Origin of the sequence: Maritalea myrionectae DSM 19524, from assembly GCF_000423365.1 — a bacterium.
GTDB lineage: Bacteria > Pseudomonadota > Alphaproteobacteria > Rhizobiales > Devosiaceae > Maritalea > Maritalea myrionectae.
The window spans coordinates 220925-243001 of record NZ_AUHV01000003.1 but is presented as its reverse complement, the minus strand read 5'-3'; the positions used below and the strand labels follow the sequence as shown (position 1 = coordinate 243001).

Below are 22077 nucleotides of genomic sequence, written 5' to 3'. Positions count from 1 at the left end.
ACGTGGCAAGTTTGTGGACCATTGATGAGATTTGCCGGGCGACAGGGGCGCCCCTAGGCAATCTCGCACCGGACCGCGAAATTTTTGGCGTTTCCATAGATAGTCGAACGGTTGCCGCCCACGATTTGTTCGTGGCGATCAAAGGCGATCAATTCGATGGGCACGACTTTGTTGTGCAGGCGTTGGAAAAGGGCGCAGGGGCGGCTTTGGTCAACGCAAAGTTTGCGCAGGCGCATCCGAAGATTGAAGGCCTTCTTGTTGTTGATGACGCGCTACAGGGGCTGGAACAGCTAGGTATTGCTGCCCGAGCCCGCGTGTCGGGGCATGTGATTGCGATCACGGGCAGCGTGGGCAAAACGTCCACCAAAGAAGCCGTTCGGATCACGCTCGAGCAATTTGGCAAGACCCATTATTCGATCAAATCATTCAACAATCATTGGGGCGTGCCGCTGATGCTGGCGCGTATGCCGGCGGACACCGACTATGGCGTGTTTGAGCTGGGCATGAACCATGCGGACGAAATCCGCCATTTGGTTGCTATGGTACGTCCGCATATGGCTGTGATCACCAAGATTGCGGCCGCACATTTGGAAAACTTCCCCGACCTTTACGGCATCGCTGATGCCAAGGCCGAGATTTTTGAAGGTTTGGAGCCGAACGGCCAAATCTTTTTGGGCGCTGATCATGATTATTTGCCCTATTTGCAAGGCCGCGCGGCGGGCTTGGGGCGTCACGAGGTAACAACTTACGGTTTTGCACCTGGGGCCGATTTGCGTTTGGGGGCGCCCAAGCTGGCCGATGGGCAAATATCCTCGAAATTTTGTTTTCGCGGCAATGAAGGCACATTGCTGGTGCCGCAACTTGGCGCGCATGCGTTGCCCAATGCGGCTTGCGCCTATTTGATTGGTCGCGCGTTTGACTTGAATTCGGACAGCTTGATCGATGCGTTGCGTGCCTATGTGGCGCCGCCGGGACGTGGCGAAGTACTTGAGATGGCCATCGACGGCAGCACATTTGTGCTGGTTGACGAGAGTTACAATGCGAACCCCTCGTCAATGCAGGCTGCATTGGACACGTTGGCGCAAACAGCGCATCAGGGCCGCATTTGCGTGATCCTGGGGGATATGCTTGAGCTTGGCGAAAAATCGCCTGAGCTGCACCGCGCGTTGGCAACACCCATTCTAACGCTTGGTCCGGCACAATGTTTTTTGGTGGGGCCGATGATGGCGCATCTACGCGATAAATTGGATGCGCAGGTGCCTGTGGATTGGGCGGAAAACCGCGAAGGGCTTTTGTCAAAATTGGCAAATTGGCTTGCACCGGGCGACTTAGTTATGGTCAAAGGGTCGAACGGGATTGGACTGGGGGCGCTGGTTCAGGCGTGTCGCGAGAAGTGGCCGCCGGTTAAAGTTTAAGCGCAGTAGAAGGGTTAAAGCCTACACATGTTCTATTTTCTACAGCAATTTGGCGATGTTTTTGCGCCATTTAATGTGTTTCGCTATCTGACCTTTCGCACAGGCGGCGCAACTATTACAGCTCTGTTTTTCGTGTTCTTGTTTGGGCCGCAATTGATCAATGCTTTGCGCCTGCGCCAAGGCCATGGCCAGCCCATTCGGGAGGATGGACCGGCCAGCCATTTGATCACCAAAAAAGGCACCCCAACCATGGGTGGGTTGATGATTTTAATGTCATTGACCGCTTCGACCTTGTTGTGGGCAGATTTGACCAATGGCTATGTGTGGATCGTGCTTGGCGTAACGGTCGGTTTCGGCGCCATTGGGTTTTATGATGACTATTTGAAGGTCAGTAAGGCCACCAATTCTGGCTTTGGCGGGCGTCAACGCTTGGCATTGGAAGCCGCCATTTCCGGCCTGGCTTGTTTTTTCGTGACCCAATTGGGTGACGCGCCGTTTTCAACGTCGCTGGCCTTCCCGTTCATCAAAGATTTCATGCTCGATCTGGGCTGGTTTTTCATCATTTTTGGTGGCTTTGTGATTGTCTCTGCGGGCAATTCAGTCAATTTGACGGACGGTTTGGATGGCTTGGCCATCGTGCCGGTTATGATTGCGGCGGGGTCCTTCGGGTTGATCGCCTATTTGGTGGGTAACGAAATCTTTTCCGGCTATTTGTTGATCAATTTCGTGCCGGGCACCGGTGAATTGGCGGTGCTCTGTGGCGCTTTGATTGGTGCGGGCTTGGGCTTTTTATGGTTTAACGCGCCACCAGCTTCAATATTTATGGGCGACACAGGTTCGCTGGCGCTGGGCGGCATGTTGGGCGCGATTGCGGTGGCCACAAAGCACGAAATCGTCTTGGCCATTATTGGCGGCCTGTTCGTTTTGGAAACGGTCTCTGTGATTGTGCAGGTGATTTCCTATAAGACCACTGGCAAACGCATTTTCAAGATGGCACCGATCCACCACCATTTCGAACATTTGGGGTGGACAGAAAGCCAGATTGTGATCCGTTTTTGGATTATTGCTTTTGTTTTGGCCATGGTTGGCCTCAGCTCATTAAAGCTTCGTTAAGCAAAATCATCATCATTTTCTTTACCAAACGGCAAATGGTTGCGAGTTGGTAACCACTTTTGGTGTAATTTTATTCACCTAAAGTTTTTTGATTTGATTTGGTGATGGCATTTGATGTTTTCCCGCGAGTTTTCACGAGAGCGTAAAACACCCTTGGCTGAATGGTGGTGGACGGTGGATCGTCCGTTGCTGGCAGCTTTCTTTGCCTTGATGGGGGCGGGGGTGATCATGTCCTTTGCGGCCTCGCCAGCGGTTGCATCCCGCTTGGGTTTGAGCGAATGGCACTTCATTGTGCGCCACATCTTCTTTTTGCTGCCGGCGACAATTGTAATGATTATGGGAAGTTTCCTGACCCCACGCATGGCGCGGCAAGCGGCCCTTTTGGTGTTGGCCTTTGGGTTGATAGCGCTGGCAGGCACCTTGCTAGTGGGCTATGAGGCGAAAGGGTCTCAACGCTGGATTGCGGTTGGTGGTTTTTCTTTTCAACCGATTGAATTTGTGAAACCAGCCTTTGCGGTGATTGCAGCGTGGTTGATTTCGGAAAAAATGCGGCTGCAAGATGTGCCGGGTCATTCGATGACCATTATGCTGCTGACGATCATTGTTGGCATTTTGTTGTTGCAGCCCGACATTGGCCAAACAGCGCTGGTGGTGTTCACATGGGCAGGGCTTTTGTTTATTTCCGGCATTAGCTGGTGGCTGATTTCGCTTTTGGGCGGCTTGGCACTGGCCGCGATCACCGGGGCCTATTTCTTTTTCCCCCACGTGACGCGGCGGTTTGATGCCTTTTTTAACCCGGAAACCGGTGACAATTATCAGGTTGAGAAGGCTTTGCAGTCTTTGCTGGAAGGGGGCTGGTTTGGCCTTGGCCCGGGGGAAGGCGTTGCCAAGCGTTCATTGCCGGATGCCCACGCCGACTTTGTGTTCTCTGCGGCGGCGGGTGAGTTCGGCATTTTGTTCTGCTTGGTGTTGGTCAGCCTGATTGCCTTTATCGTGGTACGTTCCTTGTTGCTGGCGCAGCAGCAAACAAACCTGTTTGCGCGGTTGGCTGTGAGCGCGTTGGCCATTCAGTTTGGCGTGCAATCGGCGATTAATCTGGCGGTGAATTTGAACCTTATTCCGCCGAAAGGGATGACGCTGCCGTTTGTTTCTTATGGCGGCACCTCAATGATTGCCGTTGCTTTTGGGATGGGGCTTTTGATAGGGCTAACCCGCAGAAAACCACAGGAGACCATTCCGTCCGGTTTGCCGATTTCGCGGCTGACTGTTCGGCAGGAAGCACTATGAGCAAATTTGTGATGGTTGCCGGGGGCACCGGGGGGCATTTGTTTCCCGCTCAGGCATTGGCAGAAGAATTGTTGCGCCGAGGGCATACGATCTATTTGATGACTGATGCCCGCGCCAAAAATTATGGCGGGGATTTCCCAGCGGTCGAGACGATCATTGTGCCCGCAGCCACACCAAATTTGCGCCATCCGATCAAGGCTTTGAAAGCCGGGTTCACCATTCTTGGCGGTGTGCGCAAAGCGCATAAAGCGCTCAAGCGCATTGATCCCGATGCGATTGTCGGATTTGGCGGCTACCCGACATTTCCGCCTTTTTTGGCGGCCTCATTGTTGGGCATTCCCGGTGTATTGCACGAGGCCAACTCAGTGCTGGGGCGTGCCAATCGCGCATTGGTGCGGTTTTGCGAAAAGCTGGCGCTGGGGTTTGATGAGACAAAATATGCGGAGCCCTATAGCAACAAAGTTGTGCTGACCGGCAATCCTGTGCGCGACATGGTGCATAAGGTTGCTGAAACGCCCTATCCACCGCTCGGCCCGGATCACGATGTGCGCATTACCGTTTTTGGCGGATCGCAAGGGGCGCAGGTTTTTTCGGATGTTTTGCCGGGGGCGATTGCGGCGCTACCGCGGGAATTGCGCACACGGCTGAAGCTGGTGCAGCAATGTCGTGATGAAGATTTGCAGCGCATGGTTGAAGTCTATGCGCAGGCGCGGGTGAGTGTAGAAGCGGCAACCTTTTTCAAGGATTTGCCGCGATTGATCTCGAAAAGCCATTTGGTGGTTTCGCGGGCGGGAGCCTTGACGGTCGCGGAAATGGCCGCGATTGGGCGCCCATGTATCTATGTGCCATTGCCAGGTTCAATCGATCAGGACCAGTTGAACAATGCCAAGCGCATGGAAGCGGTGGGCGGCGGCGTGGTGATGGAGCAAGCCGCACTTTCACCGCATTCACTTGCCACAAAGATTACAGAATTATTGGCCGATCCTGCCCAGCTGCAGCAAATGGCAGCAAATGCCAAGCAAGTCGGGGTGCCAGACGCGGTTCAGCGCTTGGCCGATCTCACAGAACAGACCGCAAAAGCGGGATAAAGGAGAGCATTGATGAAGATGCCACAAAATATAGGTCCAGTGCACTTTGTGGGCATTGGCGGGATCGGGATGAGCGGCATTGCAGAAGTGTTGCACAATCAGGGCTATCAAGTGCGCGGTTCAGACCTGACGCAAAACCCGAATGTGACGCGCTTGCAGGAAAAAGGCATCGCCGTTGAAATTGGCCAACGGGCAGAAAACCTCAAAGATGCGGCAGTTGTTGTGATTTCGTCGGCCATCCAAAAAGATAATCCAGAATTGATGGAAGCGCGGGCGCGTGCCCTGCCGATTGTGCGGCGAGCCGAAATGCTGGCCGAGATTATGCGCTTTAAGAACGCCATTGCCATTGGCGGCACGCACGGGAAAACCACAACAACTTCGCTGGTCTCCACTTTGCTTGAGGCCGGGCGCATGGATCCGACCGTTATCAATGGCGGCATTATTAATGCCTATGGCACCAACGCGCGGCTGGGCGATGGCGAATGGATGGTTGTTGAAGCCGACGAAAGCGACGGCACCTTTGTCAAATTACCTGCCGATGTGGCGGTGGTGACAAATGTCGATCCTGAGCATTTGGACCATTATGGCTCGTTTGAAGAGGTCAAAAAGGCCTTCATTACCTTTGTGGAAAATGTGCCTTTTTATGGCTTTGCGGTGATGTGTATGGATCATCCCGTGGTGCAGGCCCTGGTGGGGGAAATCACCGACCGCCGTGTCATCACCTATGGGCAAAACCCACAGTCTGATGTGTTGCTGAAAAATGTGCGGGTGAAAAACGGTCACAACGTGTTCGATGTGACCATTCGGCACCGCATTCAGGGTGGTGAAACGCAGATTGACGGGCTCGAATTGCCAATGCCGGGCATTTACAACGCGTTGAATGCGACAGCGGCGATTGCCGTGGCCAATCGGTTGGGCGTGTCGCCGGAAGATATCCGCAAGGGCTTGATGAATTTTTCGGGCGTGAAGCGCCGATTTACAACGACGGGCATTGTCGACGGTGTCCGCATAATCGATGATTATGCGCATCACCCTGTAGAGATTTCTTCTGTTTTGACCGCGGCACGCAGCGCCGCCAAAGGCGATGTGATCGCCGTGATGCAGCCGCACCGTTATTCGCGGCTTGATGATTTGTTTGAAGAATTTGCGGGTTGTTTCAACGACGCCAACACCGTGCTGATTGCGCCGGTGTTTGCGGCAGGGGAAGAGCCACGCGAAGGTGTTTCCAACGCTTCACTTGTGGAGCGGATGCGGGCGAAAGGCCATCGTGATGCCCGTATCTTGGAAGGACCAGAGCATCTGGCCAAAGTGCTTTCTGAGCGCGTGAAGCCGGATGATTATGTGGTGTGTCTGGGGGCAGGCAACATCACCCAGTGGGCAGCAGCGCTGCCTGACGAACTCAAAACTTATATCGGTGAGAAGTAACTTATGAGCTTTCCAGATTTATTGCCCCAACTTGGTGACTGGACGAATGACATTCGTGGTCGTTTGATTCCGAACCAACCCTTGAATGAAATTACCTGGTTTCGTGTCGGCGGCCCGGCACAACTTTATTTCCAGCCTGCAGATGAGGCCGATTTGCAGCTGTTTTTGAAAAATCTGCCCAAAGACATCAAGCTGACGGTGATGGGGCTTGGCTCCAACCTGTTGATCCGCGATGGCGGTTTGGACGGTGTTGTGCTGCGGCTTTCTGGCAAAGGCTTTGGCAAGGTTGAAGCGTTGGGTGACCACAAATTGCGCGTGGGCGCGGCCCTGCCTGATGTGAAGGTGGCGACAGCCGCTGCCGAGCATGGCATTGATGGCTTGACCTTTTATCGCGGCATTCCCGGCGGCATTGGCGGGGCGCTTTATATGAATGCGGGGTGCTATGGCACCGAAACCAAAGACCGCATGGTGGAGTTGCGCGGTGTAAACCGAGACGGCGAGATCGTGACGCTGACCAATGCGGATATGGGCTATAAATATCGCAAGAATAATGGCCCGCGTGGCGTTGTCTTCACCCAAGCTGTTTATCAAGGGTTTGAAGGCGAGCCTGACGACATTAAAGCGCGGATGAAAGAAATCACGGAAACCCGCGAAGGGTCGCAACCCACGCGTGCGCGCACCGGCGGTTCAACCTTTAAAAACCCTGAAGGGCATTCTTCTTGGAAATTGGTGGATGCGGCGGGTTGTCGTGGCCTTAAGGTTGGCGACGCGCAAGTATCGGAAAAGCACTGCAACTTCTTGCTCAATTTAGGGGAAGCAACGGCGCACGACATCGAAACCCTTGGTGAAACGGTGCGCAATCGCGTGCGGGAAAATTCTGGCATTGAACTGCGCTGGGAAATTCGCCGCATGGGCCACTTTGTGCCCGGGCAAGAGGTCAAGGAATTTCTAGATGGTGATGTGTTCACCGGGCAGGTGTAAGCATGACCAAACATGTCGCAGTTTTGATGGGCGGCTGGGCCAGTGAGCGCGAAGTGTCGCTCTCATCTGGTAAAGCCTGCGCCGATGCGTTGGAGCGGTGTGGTTATCAAGTGTCCCGCGTTGATGTGGACCGTGATTTGGGCCACGTTCTCGAAGAGCTGAAACCTGACGTGGCCTTTAACGCGCTGCATGGTCGTTTTGGTGAGGATGGCACGGTGCAAGGGCTGCTGGAGATTATGGGCATTCCCTATACCCACTCTGGCGTTTCCGCGTCATCCATTGCGATGAATAAGCATTTGTCGAAAGTGTTTTTCAAAGCCAACGGCATTCCAGTTACGGACCATTTCGTTGCCTTGCGCGACGAAGTGGCCCGCAAGCATCAGATGGAGCCGCCCTATGTGATCAAGCCTGTGGCGGACGGATCAAGCGTTGGCGTGTTTATCGTCAAGCAGGGCACAGAACATCCGCCGCAAGAAATCTTGCGCACCGATTGGAAGAGCGGTGAAGAGCTGATGGTCGAGCGTTACATTGCTGGCCGCGAGCTGACATGCGCTGTGATGGGCGGTGTGGCCCTGGCCGTGACCGAGGTGATCACGGATTTAAACTTTTACAATTATGAAGCCAAATACGCACAAGGGGGATCAAAGCACATATTCCCTGCCGATGTTTCATCGAATATTTACCAAACTGCGCAGAAACTAGCGCTAAAGGCACATGAGAGTTTGGGGTGCAAAGGGGTGACCCGCACAGACTTCCGTTTATCCATGCATGGTGGTGAAGAGGGCGATTTGATTTGCCTTGAAATCAACACGCAGCCGGGTATGACGCCCACCTCGCTCGTGCCGGAAATGGCCGCACATGCCGGGCATGATTTTGAAGATTTGGTCCGCTGGATTTTGGAGGACGCCTCTTGCGAGAGATAAAGAAGCCACAATCGCGCGCGCTGGCACTGCCAGCGCCTATGCACTATTTGCCAGCCCTGCGCAAAACCAACCAGTTGGTGGCGCGCGGGCAACGCACTTGGGTGTTGCATAAGCGATTGGGTGTTCAGCTTTTGGCGTTGTTTATCGTGGTGTTCGTGTTGGGCGTCGGCATGATCAATCGCAACCATTTGGTGAATGGGGCAACGGTTGTGACAGAGCGCGCCGCCAGTTTGTTTGCGTATGCGGGCCTTGCGGTGTCCGAAGTGTCGCTCTCTGGATATGGTCTCACCAAAGAGGCTGCGCTTTTTGAAGCGATCGGTTTGCAGGGCAATATTTCCTTGGTCAATTTTGATGCAGAAGCAGCGCGGCAGCGCATTGAGGCTTTGCCCTCCATAAAAAGTGCGACCATTCGCAAGATCTATCCCAATTCTTTGAACATCGAGTTGGTGGAGAAAACGCCGATTGCGGTGTGGCGCATTGATGGGGTGAGCTTTGCCATTGATGCCAAAGGCGACAAGCTGGTGAGCTTGGAGCAGGGGGGCATTGACGGATTGCCGCTGTTCATTGGCGACGGTGCTGCTGACGATGCGGCCAGCTTGATTAAAGCGCTTGAGCCATACGAATTGTTGCAGCAGGATTTGCTGGCAGTGAGCCGCATTGGCGATCGTCGCTGGGATTTGATCTATGATACGGGCCTGCGCATCATGCTGCCTGAAAAAGATGTCGATCAAGCACTGGCAAAGATCGTGGCATTGGATACTGAAAAGCAATTGCTGTCTCGCGACATTGAAATTTTAGATTTTCGTTTGAAAGATTTTATCGCTGTGCGTCCCGTAGACCGCGCAGTAACCGATCAGGATGAGGCCAACACCCAATGATCTCTGAGGCAATGACGGCGCGGCTCAAGCCGGTGCAACCAGGCAAAGCAAGCTTGGTGACCGTTTTGGATATTGGCTCGACCAAGATTTGCTGCATCATTGCACGCCTGACGCCGCAGCCTGAAGGCAAGGCCTTGCGAGGACGCACGCACCAGGCCGAAGTGCTTGGTTTTGCGTTTGGCCCCTCTGCGGGCGTTAAAGGTGGCATCGTGACCGATTTAGACGCGGCTGAGCACGCTGTGCGGTCGGTGGTCGGCATGGCCGAGCGCAATGCCGGGGTGACCGTACAATCCTTGATCGTCAATATATCAGCAGGGCGTTTGGGGTCGGAAACCTTTGCCGCCACTGTGTCACTTGATGGCCACGAGGCGGAAGCGCGGGATCTGGCAAAAGTGCTGCAAACCGTGAATGAGCGTTCGATCCGGGATGAACGGTCCGTGTTGCATGCATTGCCCATCGGCTATTCGTTGGATGGCCACAAGGGCATTCAAGATCCGCGTGGCATGGTGGGCGATATGCTCGGCGTTGATGTGGCGGTGGTGAGTGCTGAAACACTTTCAATGCGCAATATTGAGCTGGTGCTTAATCGCTGTCATTTGCAAGTTGAGGCCTTTATGGCCACGCCTTACGCCAGTGGCTTGGCATGTCTGGTTGATGATGAGGCACAGTTGGGTGTGGCGATTGTCGATTTTGGTGGCGCCACGACCACGATGAGCGTTTTTAAAGATGGCTATCTTGTCTACGCTGATTCGATTGCGGTTGGCGGACAGCACATTACACACGAAATCGCGCGGCAATTGTCGGTTAGCTTTGAAGATGCAGAACGGCTCAAAACGCTGTTTACCTCCGTGTTGCCTGGGCAAAGTGATGAACGTGATATGGTGTCCATCCAGCCTGTCGGATCGACGCCAGACGAAGCGCCGACGCAAATCCCGCGGACCACGCTTACCCGGATTGTCCGTCCGCAAGTGGAAGACATATTGACCCTATTGCGCGACCGGATGGTCGCGACAGGTATGATGGATGTGTGCGGTCGTCGATTTGTGTTGACGGGCGGGGCCAGCGAAATGACAGGCTTGCCCGAAATCGCTCGCCGTGTTTTGGCGCGCAATGTGCGGCAGGGGCGGCCATTGGGCGTTGCCAAGTTGCCCACCGTCGCCAAGGGGCCTGCTTTTTCAACAGTTGTGGGCATGTTGATCTATCCGCAAGTGTGCGAACTTGAATTTGTAGAGCCCACCGCCAAGTCTGGCGAACACGGCAAATTCGGCTGGTTCAAAAATATCGGCCACTGGCTTAAGTCCAGCTTCTAATCCCTGATTAAAAAATACAGTTGCGCTTTTGGCTTAAGCTGCGCCTTTAACACTCTGTTATGCTAAACAAATTCTTGCCTAGTCGGTCACAAAGTGACCCAAAATGCATTAAAGTTAATAAAAATGATGCAATTGTTAGGGAGTGCTTAACGTTCTGGCAGTAATTTTAGACCCAACGGAGCACAATGGGGCCAGAAATGAGCATCAAACTTCAAATTCCAGATATTCAAGAACTCAAGCCACGTATTACGGTATTTGGCGTTGGCGGTGCCGGCGGCAATGCGGTGAATAATATGATCGATTCGGGCCTAGAAGGGGTCGAATTTGTTGTGGCCAACACAGACGCCCAAGCGCTTGCACTGTCTAAGGCAGAGCGGGTCGTGCAACTCGGCGTTGGCGTCACCGAGGGTCTCGGTGCAGGCTCGCATCCCGAAGTGGGGCGCGCAGCAGCTGAAGAGACAATTGACGAAATTTCAGATCACCTTAACGGGTCGCACATGTGCTTTATTACCGCCGGTATGGGCGGTGGTACCGGTACAGGTGCAGCGCCTGTCGTTGCCCGCGCAGCCCGCGAGCAAGGTATTTTGACCGTTGGTGTCGTGACCAAGCCTTTCCAATTTGAAGGCGCACGCCGCATGCGGTTGGCCGATGATGGCATTGATGAGCTACATCGCCATGTTGATACGCTGATTGTGATCCCAAACCAAAATCTCTTCCGTGTGGCCAATGAGAAAACGACATTTGCGGATGCGTTCTCCATGGCTGACGAAGTGCTCTTTTCCGGCGTTGCCTGCATCACCGATTTGATGGTGAAAGAAGGCCTGATCAATCTCGATTTTGCTGACGTTCGTGCCGTGATGCGCGGCATGGGTAAAGCCATGATGGGTACAGGCGAAGCCGAAGGCGAAGATCGTGCGCGTCACGCCGCTGAAGCTGCGATTGCGAACCCATTGCTGGACGATATTTCCATGCAGGGCGCCCGCGGCCTGTTGATTTCGATCACTGGTGGTTCAGACCTCACACTTTACGAAGTTGACGAAGCAGCCAGCCGTATCCGTGAAGAAGTTGATTCAGACGCCAATATCATTTTGGGTGCGACCTTTGATGACAGCTTGGATGGTCAAATCCGCGTTTCGGTTGTGGCGACTGGCACAGATGCTGCCATGGTGCAGGCGATGGACCCAGTTGAGCCAAATGCCGATCGTGCCATTCGTGTGAACCGTGAGGCCCCAGCGACAGCGACAAAGCCTGATCATGAGGTAAAAGCGGAAGCACCAAAAGCCGAAGCGGCACCTGCTGATGAGTTGGATATCGCCATGCAAAAGGCGGTGAACCAGGCTTTGGGATCGAAACCAAATCATAAGGCACCGCAAAAGGATGATGTGACCGTTGAGCCATATCGCCCGAGTGCAGAGCCTGTCGCGAATATTGACGACGAACCTGCTCCTCGCGATGTGGAGCCACGTCAGACCTATGTGCCTCAAAGTGCAGAGCGAGTTGCACCGCGTCGTATGCCGCGTGCGGATGAACTGCCCCGGGTCGCACAAGAAAGCGTTGCCCAAGCGCAACAAGAGGTACAAAAAGAGCCAGGCAATGCTCGTGCCCTTTTCCGCCGCTTGGCCAGCAATGTAGGGCTGCAAGGCAAGGAAGAATTTGACGAGAAAAAAGCTGATGATGCAATGGCGCGAAATGCTGTGGAAGCTAGTCCTCAACGGCCTTCCAAGCCCCAAGGTGCGCAGGGTCAGCTTGACCAAACTGGGCGTCCAGCACCCCAGCCAACTGCACAAAAAGAGCAGCTAGAAATTCCAAGTTTCTTAAAACGCCACGGATAGTTTTAAGGGCATAAAAAGAAAAAAGGACCCGAGGCGGCTTTCGTCTCGGGTCTTTTTTGTTTATCAAGTTTTAAAAAAGGCTGGGATATAAAACCCGATAAGCCGGAGTAGTAGATGAACAGATTTGCAACCAAGCAGTGCACCGTGGGGCGTGTATTAAGCTTTACGGGCATTGGCGTACACAATGGAAAGCCATCCAGCTTGACCATTGAAGCCGCTGCCGTGGACAGTGGATATGCGATCCGTCGAAAACTTGATGACGAATCCTATTCAGCCACGATGCCCTTGCATCACAATCGTGTGTCGCGCACCTATTTGTGCACTGCAGTTGATTTGGGTGACGCTGGCACCGTGTCCATGATCGAACACATGGTTTCCGCACTTTCCGGCATGGGGATCGATAATGCCTTGATCACCGTCGAAGGCAATGAGTGTCCTGTGTTGGACGGCAGTGCTCGCAAATATGTGGAAGCAATCGTTGCCTCCGGCATCGAAACCCAACCTGCCGAGAAAATGTTCATTAAGATCAAACGTAGTGTTACCGTGCGTTCGAATGATGCGTTTGCCGCACTCGAGCCCTATAATGGTCGCGCCTTTGATGTGGAAATTGACTTTGAAAGTGATGTCATCGGTCGTCAGCGGATGATCTTTGATTGGTCGCCCAAGCGTTATGTTGATGATGTGTCGCAAGCGCGCACATTTGGTTTTATCAAAGACGCGAAAGTGCTGCGCCAGGCTGGCTATGCACTGGGCTCATCCTTGGAGAACTCCATCGCCGTTGATGAGGGTAAAATTCTCAATCAAGATGGCTTGCGCTACGAAGATGAGTTTGTACGCCATAAGCTACTGGACGCGGTTGGCGATCTCGCGTTGGCTGGAATGCCGATTTACGGCAAGTTCCGGTCTTACAAAGGTGGCCACGGATTAAATGCACTCGTGTTGAACTCTTTGTTCGCGAGCGAGCAAAACTATGAGATTGTACCTGCAAGTGCGTTGCCGCTTGAATTTGATGCCCTTGAGGAACTGCCTGCAGGGCTGGAATTGCGCGGCTATATCCGTTCAGTTGGCTAATTCGGCATATTCAATCTTGTATCTTGCCTTAGTTTCGTTCATTTTCCCCCCTACATCGTGCTGATGAGTGTGGGTTTCGGTTGATAAAGGCTTTTTAATTATGGGTATTGCAAACCTTCAAAACGGCGTTGCAAAAACTTTGATACGCGCAGCATTGGTTGGCGTTTTGGCCACATCATTGACTGGTTGTGCAGGCATGAGCCTGTTCGGCAAGCCCAAGATCACCGAAGAAGAAATTATTCCCGCCGAAACGCTTTACGATAAAGCGATCGATTATGTGGAGCGTGAACGCTTAAAATCAGCACTTGAGACCTTCGAAAAGCTAGAGCGGCAACACCCATATTCTGAGTTTACCGAGCGTTCGCGGATGATGACCACGTTCATCTATTTCCGCTTGGGTGACTATGATCGTACGATTTTGGCCGCAGACCGTTTCTTGGCGCTTTATCCCTCTTCGCCCGAGGCACCATATGCGATGTACCTGAAAGGGGCGTCGCAGTATAATCAGATCAAAGATTTGACTCGGGATCAGCAGACTGCGCAGGACGCAATTGCGACATTCCAGTCTATTATCAACAATTACCCCGACTCACGTTACGCCAAAGATGCGAAAGAGCGGATTTTGGTTGCGCAGGATCAGCTTGCCGGCAAAGAGATGTCTGTTGGGCGTTATTATTTGGGCAACAAGCAGTATACTGGTGCCATCAACCGTTTCCGGACTGTGGTAGAGGATCATCAGACCTCAACACATGTGGAAGAGGCGCTGTTGCGCTTGACCGAAGCCTATATGGCGTTAGGACTGGTACAAGAGGCGCAAACCGCTGCTGCTGTTTTGGGACACAACTATCCCTCTAGCGAATGGTATCAGGATGCGTATAAACTGCTGCAAAAGCAGGGTTTGGCCCCTGAGGTAAACGAGGGTAGCTGGTTGGCAGGATCGCTGAACGGCTAGCCCAAAATATGGGTTAATCGGGCATGCTATCAGCCATTTCAATACAAAATATTGTACTGATCGATCAGCTAGATTTGCCGTTAGAGGGTGGCATGACCGCCCTGACTGGTGAAACGGGCGCCGGTAAATCCATTCTGCTTGATTCGCTTTCATTGGCCCTTGGTGGGCGTGGCGACAATGGTTTGGTGCGCAAAGGCACCGAACGTGGTCAAGTCGTGGCCAGTGTCGAGTTGCCCATAGACCATGCGGTCATGAACATGCTCAAAGAAAATGAGCTGATGAGCGATGGCGAGATTATTTTGCGCCGGGTTCAATATGCCGATGGGCGCACGCGCGGCTTTGTAAATGATCAGCCGATTTCTGCCAAATTGATGCAAAAGATTGGCCAAGAGCTGATCGAAATTCACGGACAACATGATGATCGCGCTTTGGTTGATCCCTCAACCCACCGCCATCTGCTCGACGCCTTCGGTGGGCACCAGAAGCTGCGCGCCGCGACCCAAGATACCTATAAAGCGCTCACGGCGGCTCAGGATGCCTTAAATCGCCAGGAAGCAGCAGTAGAGAAAGCGCGGGCCGATGAGGATTACGCACGCCACGTGGTGGCTGAGCTGGAAGAGTTGAACACCGAAAAAGGCGAAGAAGAAGAACTGGCGGCACAGCGGCAACGCTTGATGGAGCTTGAAAAAGCCGCCGATGAAGTGCGTGACGCCGATGAGGTGATCAATGGTCCTTCTGCCCCTTCTTCTGCTTTGGCAGGGCTGATGCGGCAATTGATGCGCAAAGGCGATGGCGAACAGAACCTATTTGGCGCTGTGGTGGAAAATATTGATGCGGCGCTGGTGGCGCTTGATCGCACCTCGGAAGCCCTCGAAGACATTAAGCGCCAAATGGAGTTCGATCCCATGGAGCTTGAGGGGGCAGAAGAACGTCTGTTTGCTCTCCGGGCCGCCGCACGCAAGCATCAATGTTTGGTGGATGAGTTGCCGGATATTTTGACCAAATATCAAAAGGCCATTCATGACCTTGAGCAAGGTGATGAAGATTTGACCCATCTGCGCGAGGCGTTGGCCAAGGCGGAAGCTGAATATCGCGGCGCGGCGATTGAGTTGAGCGAAGCGCGGGCAAAAACAGCTGCTGACCTCATCAAAGCTGTGGAAGCTGAATTGCCCGATCTGAAATTGGGGCAGGCGCGGTTCTTGGTCGATCAAAAGATTGATGAGGAGCGTGTCAGCGCAAGTGGTTTTGACGTGATTGAATTTCATGTGCAAACCAACCCTGGCACCAATCCCGGCCCGATGATGAAGGTGGCCTCTGGTGGTGAGCTTTCACGATTTTTGTTGGCGCTGAAGGTGGTGCTGGCGGACAAGGGGTCAGCGCCTGTGCTGATTTTCGATGAGATTGATACTGGTGTCGGCGGCGCGGTGGCGGATGCCATCGGCAAGCGCTTGGCGCGGCTTTCGGAAAAAGTGCAGGTTTTGTGCGTCACCCATGCGCCGCAAGTGGCCGCACGGGCTAGCCAGCATTTGCTGATTGAAAAGCAGGTGGTGGACGAGGGGAGCCTGACCCGCACCCATGTGAAGCCCTTGGATGAGGCGGCACGCCGCGAAGAGATTGCCCGCATGTTGGCGGGGTCAGAAATTACAGATGAGGCCCGCGCTGCGGCCAATAGATTGCGTGATGAGGTGGTGGCGTGAGCGACAAAAAGCCCGTTGAGGAGCTGACCCGGCAAGAGGCCATGGAAGAATTGGCACATTTGGCGGAAGCCATTGCCTATCATGATGAACGCTATCATCAACAGGATGCACCGGAAGTCTCAGACGCAGAATATGACGCGCTGCGCCGTCGCAATGATGAGATTGAGGAACGGTTTCCCAATCTGGTGCGGCAAGACAGCCCGACCAACCGGGTGGGCTTTGAGGTCGCTGACGGCTTTAAAAAAGTCACCCACCGGGTGCCTATGCTGTCGCTGGGCAATGCCTTTTCTGATGAAGATCTCGAAGATTTTGTCGATCGGGCAAAACGTTATTTTGCCCGCGATGCCGGTCTGGAACTTGGATTTACGGCAGAGCCGAAAATTGACGGCCTTTCCGCGTCGCTGCGCTATGAAAATGGCGTATTCGTGCAGGGGGCCACGCGGGGCGACGGCACCGAAGGTGAGGACATCACCGAGAATTTGAAAACCATCGCTGACATTCCGAAAAAGCTTGAAGGCACTGATGTGCCGGATGTGTTTGAAGTGCGTGGCGAAGTTTACATGTCTCACGCCGAATTTGAGCGCCTGAACAAAGAGCTCGAAGCGCAGGGCAAAGATACCTATGTCAATCCGCGCAACACAGCTGCTGGGTCTTTGCGCCAGTTGGACTCGCGGGTCACGGCGTCGCGCAATTTGAACTTCTTTGCTTATGCTTGGGGCGATGTATCCGCATTGCCCGCCGAGACGCAATATGAGGTGGTGCAAAAGCTGGGTGACTGGGGATTCAAGATCAATCCGATGATGAAGCTGGTGACCAGTGTCGAGGAAATGATTGCCCATCACACCATGATTGGTGAAGAGCGGGCGTTGCTCGGCTATGACATTGACGGGGTGGTTTACAAGCTTAACCGTCTGGATTTGCAGCAGCGGTGGGGCTTTGTGGCCCGCGCGCCACGGTGGGCCATTGCCTATAAATTCCCGGCGGAAAAAGCGGTCACGCGCCTCAATGATATTGAAATTCAGGTGGGGCGCACGGGCGCACTGACCCCGGTGGCGAAGCTGGAGCCGGTGACTGTGGGTGGCGTGGTTGTGTCCAACGCCACCTTGCACAATGAAGATGAGATTGAGCGCAAAGGCGTTTTAATCGGCGATATGGTGACCATTCAGCGGGCGGGTGACGTAATCCCGCAAGTGTTGGGGCCAGTGCTCGATCATCGCCCGGACGATGCGCGTAAGTTTGAAATGCCTGAAACCTGTCCGGTTTGCGGATCGCCCGCGGTGCGCGAAGTGAACGAAAAGACAGGCAAGCTGGATGCGGTGCGGCGCTGCACGGGCGGCCTGATCTGTTCGGCGCAGGCGGTGGAGCATCTCAAGCATTTCGTGTCGCGCAACGCGATGGATATTGATGGGCTTGGGGCCAAGCAGGTTGCTGCCTTTTTTGAAGAAGGCCGGGTGAAAACCCCCGCGGATATCTTCACGCTGCAGGAGCGCGACGAAGCGGCGCTGCAAAAGCTGAAAGACCAGGAAGGCTGGGGCAGCACTTCGGTTCGCAAGCTGTTCGAAGCCATCGACGAGACACGCACGCCAGAGCTGGATCGGTTTATCTTTGCGTTGGGCATTCGCCACGTGGGGGAAACCACAGCGGCCATGTTCGCCCGCAATTTCGGCAATTTTGCAGATTTTGAAAAAGCAGCACGCGACGCTGCTGCTGGTGATCAGGGTGCGCGTGAGAGCTTTATCGCCATTGATGGCATCGGCGAAACCGTGGTGAATTCGTTGGTCGACTTTTTCGCCAATGAGCAAAATGTGGAAGCGCTTGATAAATTGCTCGAACAGGTCAATCCCAAGACCTATGAAGTGGCCAGCGCTGACGAGAGTCCCGTAGCGGGCAAAACCATTGTCTTTACCGGCAGTTTGGAAAAAATGTCCCGTTCAGAAGCCAAGGCGATGGCGGAGCGGCTGGGCGCGAAGGTTTCTGGTTCCGTGTCGGGCAAAACCGATATTTTGGTGGCAGGGCCGGGGGCTGGCTCTAAACTGAAAAAAGCGCAAGATTTAGGCGTGACGACCATGGACGAAGATGGCTGGTTTGAGCTGATTGAAGGGCTTTAGAGGATGGCACGGGCGGCATTGGACTATTTGAACGATCCGAAATATGTCGTGCAAGTGAACCCGTTGCCCGCGGGCACCCATTGGGGACCGGAAGGCGCGCCAATGGTGATTTCAACGCCGCGCGAAATTTATGATTTGATGGCGCGTGTGCCAGAGGGCCAATTTATGCTGGCCGATGATTTGCGCGATTATTTGGCGAAAAAGCATAATGGATTTGTGACCTGTCCGCTCACCACCGGCATTTTTATGAATATTGCCAGCAAGGCCGCCGAGGAGTTGCGTGAGCAAACCGGCGAGGTGGGCATGGCGTGGTGGCGCACTGTCAAAAAGGCTGGCGCGCTGAATGAAAAAGCGCCGGGTGGCCCGGAAAACCAAAAGAAATTGCTTGAGGCTGAGGGCCACAAGTTGCTGCCAAAAGGCAAGAAGAATTTCAAGCTAGCGGATTTGGAACGTAACCGATTTATCCTGTCATAAAGATTTTTCATTAGACAGAGTGTCAATTTTGTCCAAGACTTGCGTCTCTGATCGGCTAGGCTGGGCATATGGATTTACAATCGCAAGAACACGCAACATCAGCGGATTTATCCCGAGGTGAGCGTGCCAAATTTTGGCGCGAGGCGCGGCATTGCGATTTGGAATGCCTGACCGCCACTTTCCACACCCACACTTATGCGCCGCACACCCACGATACATTTGTGATCGGGGCCATTGTTTCTGGCCAGCAACAGCACAAGCTGAAGGGCAGCGAATCTATCGGTGGGGCCGGATCGGTTTTTATGATCAATCCGGAAGAAGTGCATGATGGGCGGCCCATGGCGGGCGGCTATAGCTATCGCATGCTTTATCCGTCGGTTGAGTTGATGCATGAAATCGCGCGGGATTTGCCCGGGGCCGCGCCGAGTGGCAGTTTGTTTTTCCAAGAACTGATGGTGCAAGATACGGCTTTGGCCGCGCATCTTGTGCGCCTGCATGAACAATTGGAACAAAGCATCGATCCGCTGGAAAAGGATGAGGCGATCTATCTGGCGCTGGGCCAAGTGATTGGCCGTTATGGCAGCTGGCGCAAAGAACCGATTGTGGGCCGCGCGCCCAAAGCGGTGCAGGATATGTGCGATTATATGCAAGCGCATTTTGTTCAGGAAGTGGATCTGGATCAGCTCTGTGCCTTGTCTGGCATGTCCAAAAGCTATCTGGTCCGCGTTTTCGCCAAACATATGGGGCAAACGCCGCATTCGTTTTTAACTGATGTGCGGGTGCGTCAGGCGCGTGGACTTTTGGCGCAGGGCATTGAACCCACCCAGGTGGCATTTGATTGCGGCTTTTATGATCAAAGCCATCTCAACCGGCATTTCAAAAAACGCATTGGTGTCGCCCCCGGGGCCTACCGCAATATCGCTTAGATTGGATCGAAGAATGAGTGAGATCAGTGGCGAAATGCCTCTGCGCGACAGCGATTATATTGCCGGAATCAAGCATATTGCGCCGCTTTTGGTGGCCATGGTGCCAATCTCTTTGGTGTTTGGCGGTCTCGCCGCGCAAAAGGGCCTGAGCCCTTTGGAAGTGGGCTTGATGAGTGCCGTGGTGTTTGCGGGAGGCTCGCAATTTGTCGCCATTGATTTTTGGGCCAGTCCGGTCCCTTGGGCGGCGATTGTTCTGTCTGCCTTGTTGGTGAATGTGCGCCATATTCTGATGAGCGCATCGCTCGGCCTTAAAACCCGGCATATGGGGTGGGGCAAGCAGATGATCGCCTATATGTTTCTGGCGGATGAGATTTGGGCCCTGTCCGAACATCGCGGGCGTAAGCAGCATCTCAGCTTTGCCTTTTATATGGGGCTGGTGACGCCGTTTTATCTCAATTGGGTGTTGATGACCGCCTTTGGCGCGTTGCTGGGCAAAATGTTTGTCGATCTTGACCCGGCACAATATGGGCTGGATTTTGCCTTTCCAGCCATTTTCATCGGCCTGATTGTGGGATTCTGGAAGGGTAAGAGCACCGCCATGGTGTTGGCAGCCAGCGGGGCCGCTGCGATCATCACCAAGACCTATGTGGACGGCGCGTGGTATATCGCGGCGGGTGCGGTGGCGGGCATGTTGGTGGGCGCGTTCACGGCTGACCCAGAAGAATTTAAGGGAGCATTGGACCGTGGCTGAAGTGTTTAGCGTTGACCCAATGGTTCTGGCCACCATTCTTGGCATGGGATTGGTGACCTATTTCACCCGTGTGGCGGGCTTGGTGATTGTGCGGTTTTTCACCATTCAAGGGCGTGCCCGTGCCGCCTTGGAGGCGGTGCCTGCTGCTGTGCTGATGGCGGTGATTGCACCGACCATTTTGGCCACTGGCCCGGCAGAGAGCCTCGCGGCATTGATCACGTTGTTGGTGGCTTTCCGCTTGCCGCTTTGGGCAGTTGTGGTGGTGGGCGTGATATCTGTCGTGGCATTGCGGAGCGTGTTTGGTCTATTCTAGGTTTGATTCTAATTCTTGGGATAAGTCCTTATGACCAAAGCAAATTTCTACATTATCATGATGGTGCTGGGCACCGTTTTGCCCTGGCTTTTTTTCGCGCCCTATTTCGCGCAAACGGGGTTTGATATCGGCCAATATTTCCAGAGCCTGTTTATGGCCAACGGGCTTGCCGCCGGGTTCAGCATTGATGTTTTGCTGTGCATTGCCCTGTTTTGGGTCTGGTCGTTTTGGGATGCGCGGGAGCAAGGCATTCGTAACTGGTGGCTGGTTTTGCCAGCTTGTTCATTTGTCGGCTTGTCGCTAGGTTTGCCGCTCTATCTCTATTTGCGCGAAACGCAGCTCAATAAAGCCCGATAACGGCGAACAACGCACCGGCAGCACCGCCGGCTAACACCAATATCCATGCGGGCCATTTCAGCTGCCATAGGATTGCAAAGCCAATCAGCGCAATGGCCCAATCCAGCGGTTGGGTGAGGGCCTGCAGTGCTATCGGATTGATCAGGGCTGCTGCGAGCAGGCCAACCACCGCCGCATTCGTGCCGAGCAACGCTTTGCGTGCTATTTGATTGGTCCGCAGCCCTTGCCAGATCGGCAGGGCGCCATAAGTGAGCAAAAAGCCGGGGACGAAGATGGCGGTGGCCCCAATCAGCACGCCTGTTAATGGCGCATCGCTGGCCATGGCACCCAAATAGCTGGCGAAAGAGAAGATCGGGCCGGGCAGAGCCTGGGTGGCGCCATAGCCAGCCAAAAATAGATTTTGATCCATCAGGTTCGGCACCATTTCAGCTTGCAGCAGCGGCAGCACCACATGGCCGCCGCCAAACACCAAGGCCCCGGCCCGGTAAAAAATATCGGCCAGCGCGAATGAGGTTTGGTTTGTGCTCGCGGCGAGAACCGGCAAGGCAATAAGCAGGATGAAGAAGCTGGCAATGGCCGTGCCATGCGACCATGTGAAACGCGTGCCCTGTTCGTTGCTTTGCGCTTGGGCGGAAGGAGCTTCCAAAATCAGATAGCCGATGACTGCGCCAAGAATGATGGCGAGGATTTGCCCCACAAAGCCTGTGAGCAACAGACAGATGATCAATGCGCCCAGGGCAATGAGTGCCCTGTATGTGGTGTTGGCGAGGCTTTGGGCCATCCCTAGTACGGCATGCGCTACAATCGCCACGGCGATCAGCTTCAGCCCGCGGATCAGCCCCTGGCCAAGATCGCCTTGCAAAAGCGGGATGATCGCCGCGAAGCCCAAGAGGATAAGGATAGAGGGTAGGGTGAAGCCTAGAAATGCCGAGATTCCGCCCGTGATGCCACCGCGCTGCACGCCGATGGCAAAGCCGACTTGCGAGCTGGCGGGGCCAGGCAGAAACTGGCACAGCGCCACCAAATCAGCATATTGCGCATCATCAAACCATTTGCGCCGGTCCACAAATTCTGTGCGGAAATAGCCCAAATGGGCCACCGGGCCGCCAAATGAGGAGAGGCCCAGTTTAAGGAAGATGCTGAAAAGTTCAAAAAAGGCACGCATGATTGGTCCGT

The 22077-nt window shown here is 54.1% G+C and carries 20 protein-coding genes; 19 read left to right on the top strand and 1 reads right to left on the bottom strand.

Annotated features, from left to right (window positions below):
- Positions 1-2: 2 nt before the first annotated feature.
- From G549_RS0107130 to G549_RS0107040, 19 genes are all read left to right on the top strand, one after another.
- On the top strand, positions 3-1415 hold the full coding sequence (locus tag G549_RS0107130) for a UDP-N-acetylmuramoyl-tripeptide--D-alanyl-D-alanine ligase (RefSeq protein ID WP_027834454.1): 1413 nt from the start codon (positions 3-5) through the stop codon (positions 1413-1415).
- 27 nt (positions 1416-1442) lie between these two features.
- A complete protein-coding gene (gene mraY / locus G549_RS0107125; RefSeq protein WP_027834453.1) occupies positions 1443-2528 on the top strand; it encodes a phospho-N-acetylmuramoyl-pentapeptide-transferase in 1086 nt (361 codons plus the stop codon).
- A 114-nt stretch (positions 2529-2642) separates the two neighbouring features.
- A complete protein-coding gene (locus G549_RS0107120) occupies positions 2643-3815 on the top strand; it encodes an FtsW/RodA/SpoVE family cell cycle protein (RefSeq protein ID WP_036221660.1) in 1173 nt (390 codons plus the stop codon).
- Complete coding sequence (gene murG / locus G549_RS0107115; RefSeq protein ID WP_027834451.1) at positions 3812-4903, top strand: undecaprenyldiphospho-muramoylpentapeptide beta-N-acetylglucosaminyltransferase; 1092 nt, start codon at positions 3812-3814, stop codon at positions 4901-4903. The genes G549_RS0107120 and murG overlap by 4 nt, the downstream gene beginning before the upstream one ends.
- Positions 4904-4915: 12 nt before the next feature.
- A complete protein-coding gene (murC, locus tag G549_RS0107110) occupies positions 4916-6328 on the top strand; it encodes a UDP-N-acetylmuramate--L-alanine ligase (protein WP_027834450.1) in 1413 nt (470 codons plus the stop codon).
- A 3-nt stretch (positions 6329-6331) separates the two neighbouring features.
- Positions 6332-7309 carry a UDP-N-acetylmuramate dehydrogenase gene (murB, locus tag G549_RS0107105; RefSeq protein WP_027834449.1) on the top strand — a complete coding sequence of 326 codons (978 nt, stop codon included), beginning with the start codon at positions 6332-6334 and terminating at the stop codon, positions 7307-7309.
- Between the two features lie 2 nt (positions 7310-7311).
- Positions 7312-8232, top strand: coding sequence for a D-alanine--D-alanine ligase (locus tag G549_RS0107100; protein WP_027834448.1), 921 nt, complete (start codon positions 7312-7314; stop codon positions 8230-8232).
- Positions 8220-9110: a cell division protein FtsQ/DivIB gene (locus G549_RS19375; protein ID WP_051213518.1), complete on the top strand. Its 891-nt coding sequence runs from the start codon at positions 8220-8222 to the stop codon at positions 9108-9110. Before G549_RS0107100 ends, G549_RS19375 begins: the two co-directional genes overlap by 13 nt.
- Positions 9107-10420 (top strand): cell division protein FtsA, encoded by a 1314-nt coding sequence (ftsA, locus tag G549_RS0107090; RefSeq protein WP_036221656.1) that lies wholly within the window; start codon positions 9107-9109, stop codon positions 10418-10420. The genes G549_RS19375 and ftsA overlap by 4 nt, the downstream gene beginning before the upstream one ends.
- A 197-nt stretch (positions 10421-10617) precedes the next feature.
- The gene (gene ftsZ / locus G549_RS0107085) at positions 10618-12252 is read left to right on the top strand and encodes a cell division protein FtsZ (RefSeq protein WP_027834446.1); all 1635 of its coding nucleotides are present in this window, start codon (positions 10618-10620) and stop codon (positions 12250-12252) included.
- 114 nt (positions 12253-12366) lie between these two features.
- Positions 12367-13323, top strand: coding sequence for a UDP-3-O-acyl-N-acetylglucosamine deacetylase (gene lpxC / locus G549_RS0107080; protein ID WP_036221653.1), 957 nt, complete (start codon positions 12367-12369; stop codon positions 13321-13323).
- Positions 13324-13462: 139 nt separating this feature from the next.
- Complete coding sequence (locus G549_RS0107075; protein ID WP_169449620.1) at positions 13463-14275, top strand: outer membrane protein assembly factor BamD; 813 nt, start codon at positions 13463-13465, stop codon at positions 14273-14275.
- 23 nt (positions 14276-14298) lie between these two features.
- The gene (gene recN, locus G549_RS0107070) at positions 14299-15972 is read left to right on the top strand and encodes a DNA repair protein RecN (protein ID WP_027834443.1); all 1674 of its coding nucleotides are present in this window, start codon (positions 14299-14301) and stop codon (positions 15970-15972) included.
- Positions 15973-16013: 41 nt separating this feature from the next.
- Positions 16014-18080, top strand: coding sequence for an NAD-dependent DNA ligase LigA (gene ligA, locus G549_RS0107065; RefSeq protein WP_051213658.1), 2067 nt, complete (start codon positions 16014-16016; stop codon positions 18078-18080).
- Positions 18081-18083: 3 nt separating this feature from the next.
- Positions 18084-18554, top strand: coding sequence for an MGMT family protein (locus tag G549_RS0107060; protein ID WP_027834441.1), 471 nt, complete (start codon positions 18084-18086; stop codon positions 18552-18554).
- A gap of 68 nt (positions 18555-18622) precedes the next feature.
- A complete protein-coding gene (locus tag G549_RS0107055) occupies positions 18623-19480 on the top strand; it encodes an AraC family transcriptional regulator (RefSeq protein WP_027834440.1) in 858 nt (285 codons plus the stop codon).
- 13 nt (positions 19481-19493) lie between these two features.
- Entirely contained in the window at positions 19494-20231 is a 738-nt protein-coding gene (locus G549_RS0107050) for an AzlC family ABC transporter permease (protein WP_246778352.1), read from the top strand.
- 19 nt (positions 20232-20250) lie between these two features.
- The gene (locus G549_RS0107045) at positions 20251-20544 is read left to right on the top strand and encodes an AzlD family protein (protein WP_036222029.1); all 294 of its coding nucleotides are present in this window, start codon (positions 20251-20253) and stop codon (positions 20542-20544) included.
- A 30-nt stretch (positions 20545-20574) separates the two neighbouring features.
- Complete coding sequence (locus tag G549_RS0107040) at positions 20575-20901, top strand: DUF2834 domain-containing protein (protein WP_027834437.1); 327 nt, start codon at positions 20575-20577, stop codon at positions 20899-20901.
- Here the strand turns inward: G549_RS0107040 and chrA are convergent.
- Positions 20885-22066, bottom strand: coding sequence for a chromate efflux transporter (chrA, locus tag G549_RS19370; protein WP_036221649.1), 1182 nt, complete (start codon positions 22064-22066; stop codon positions 20885-20887). The genes G549_RS0107040 and chrA overlap by 17 nt on opposite strands.
- Positions 22067-22077: the final 11 nt, after the last annotated feature.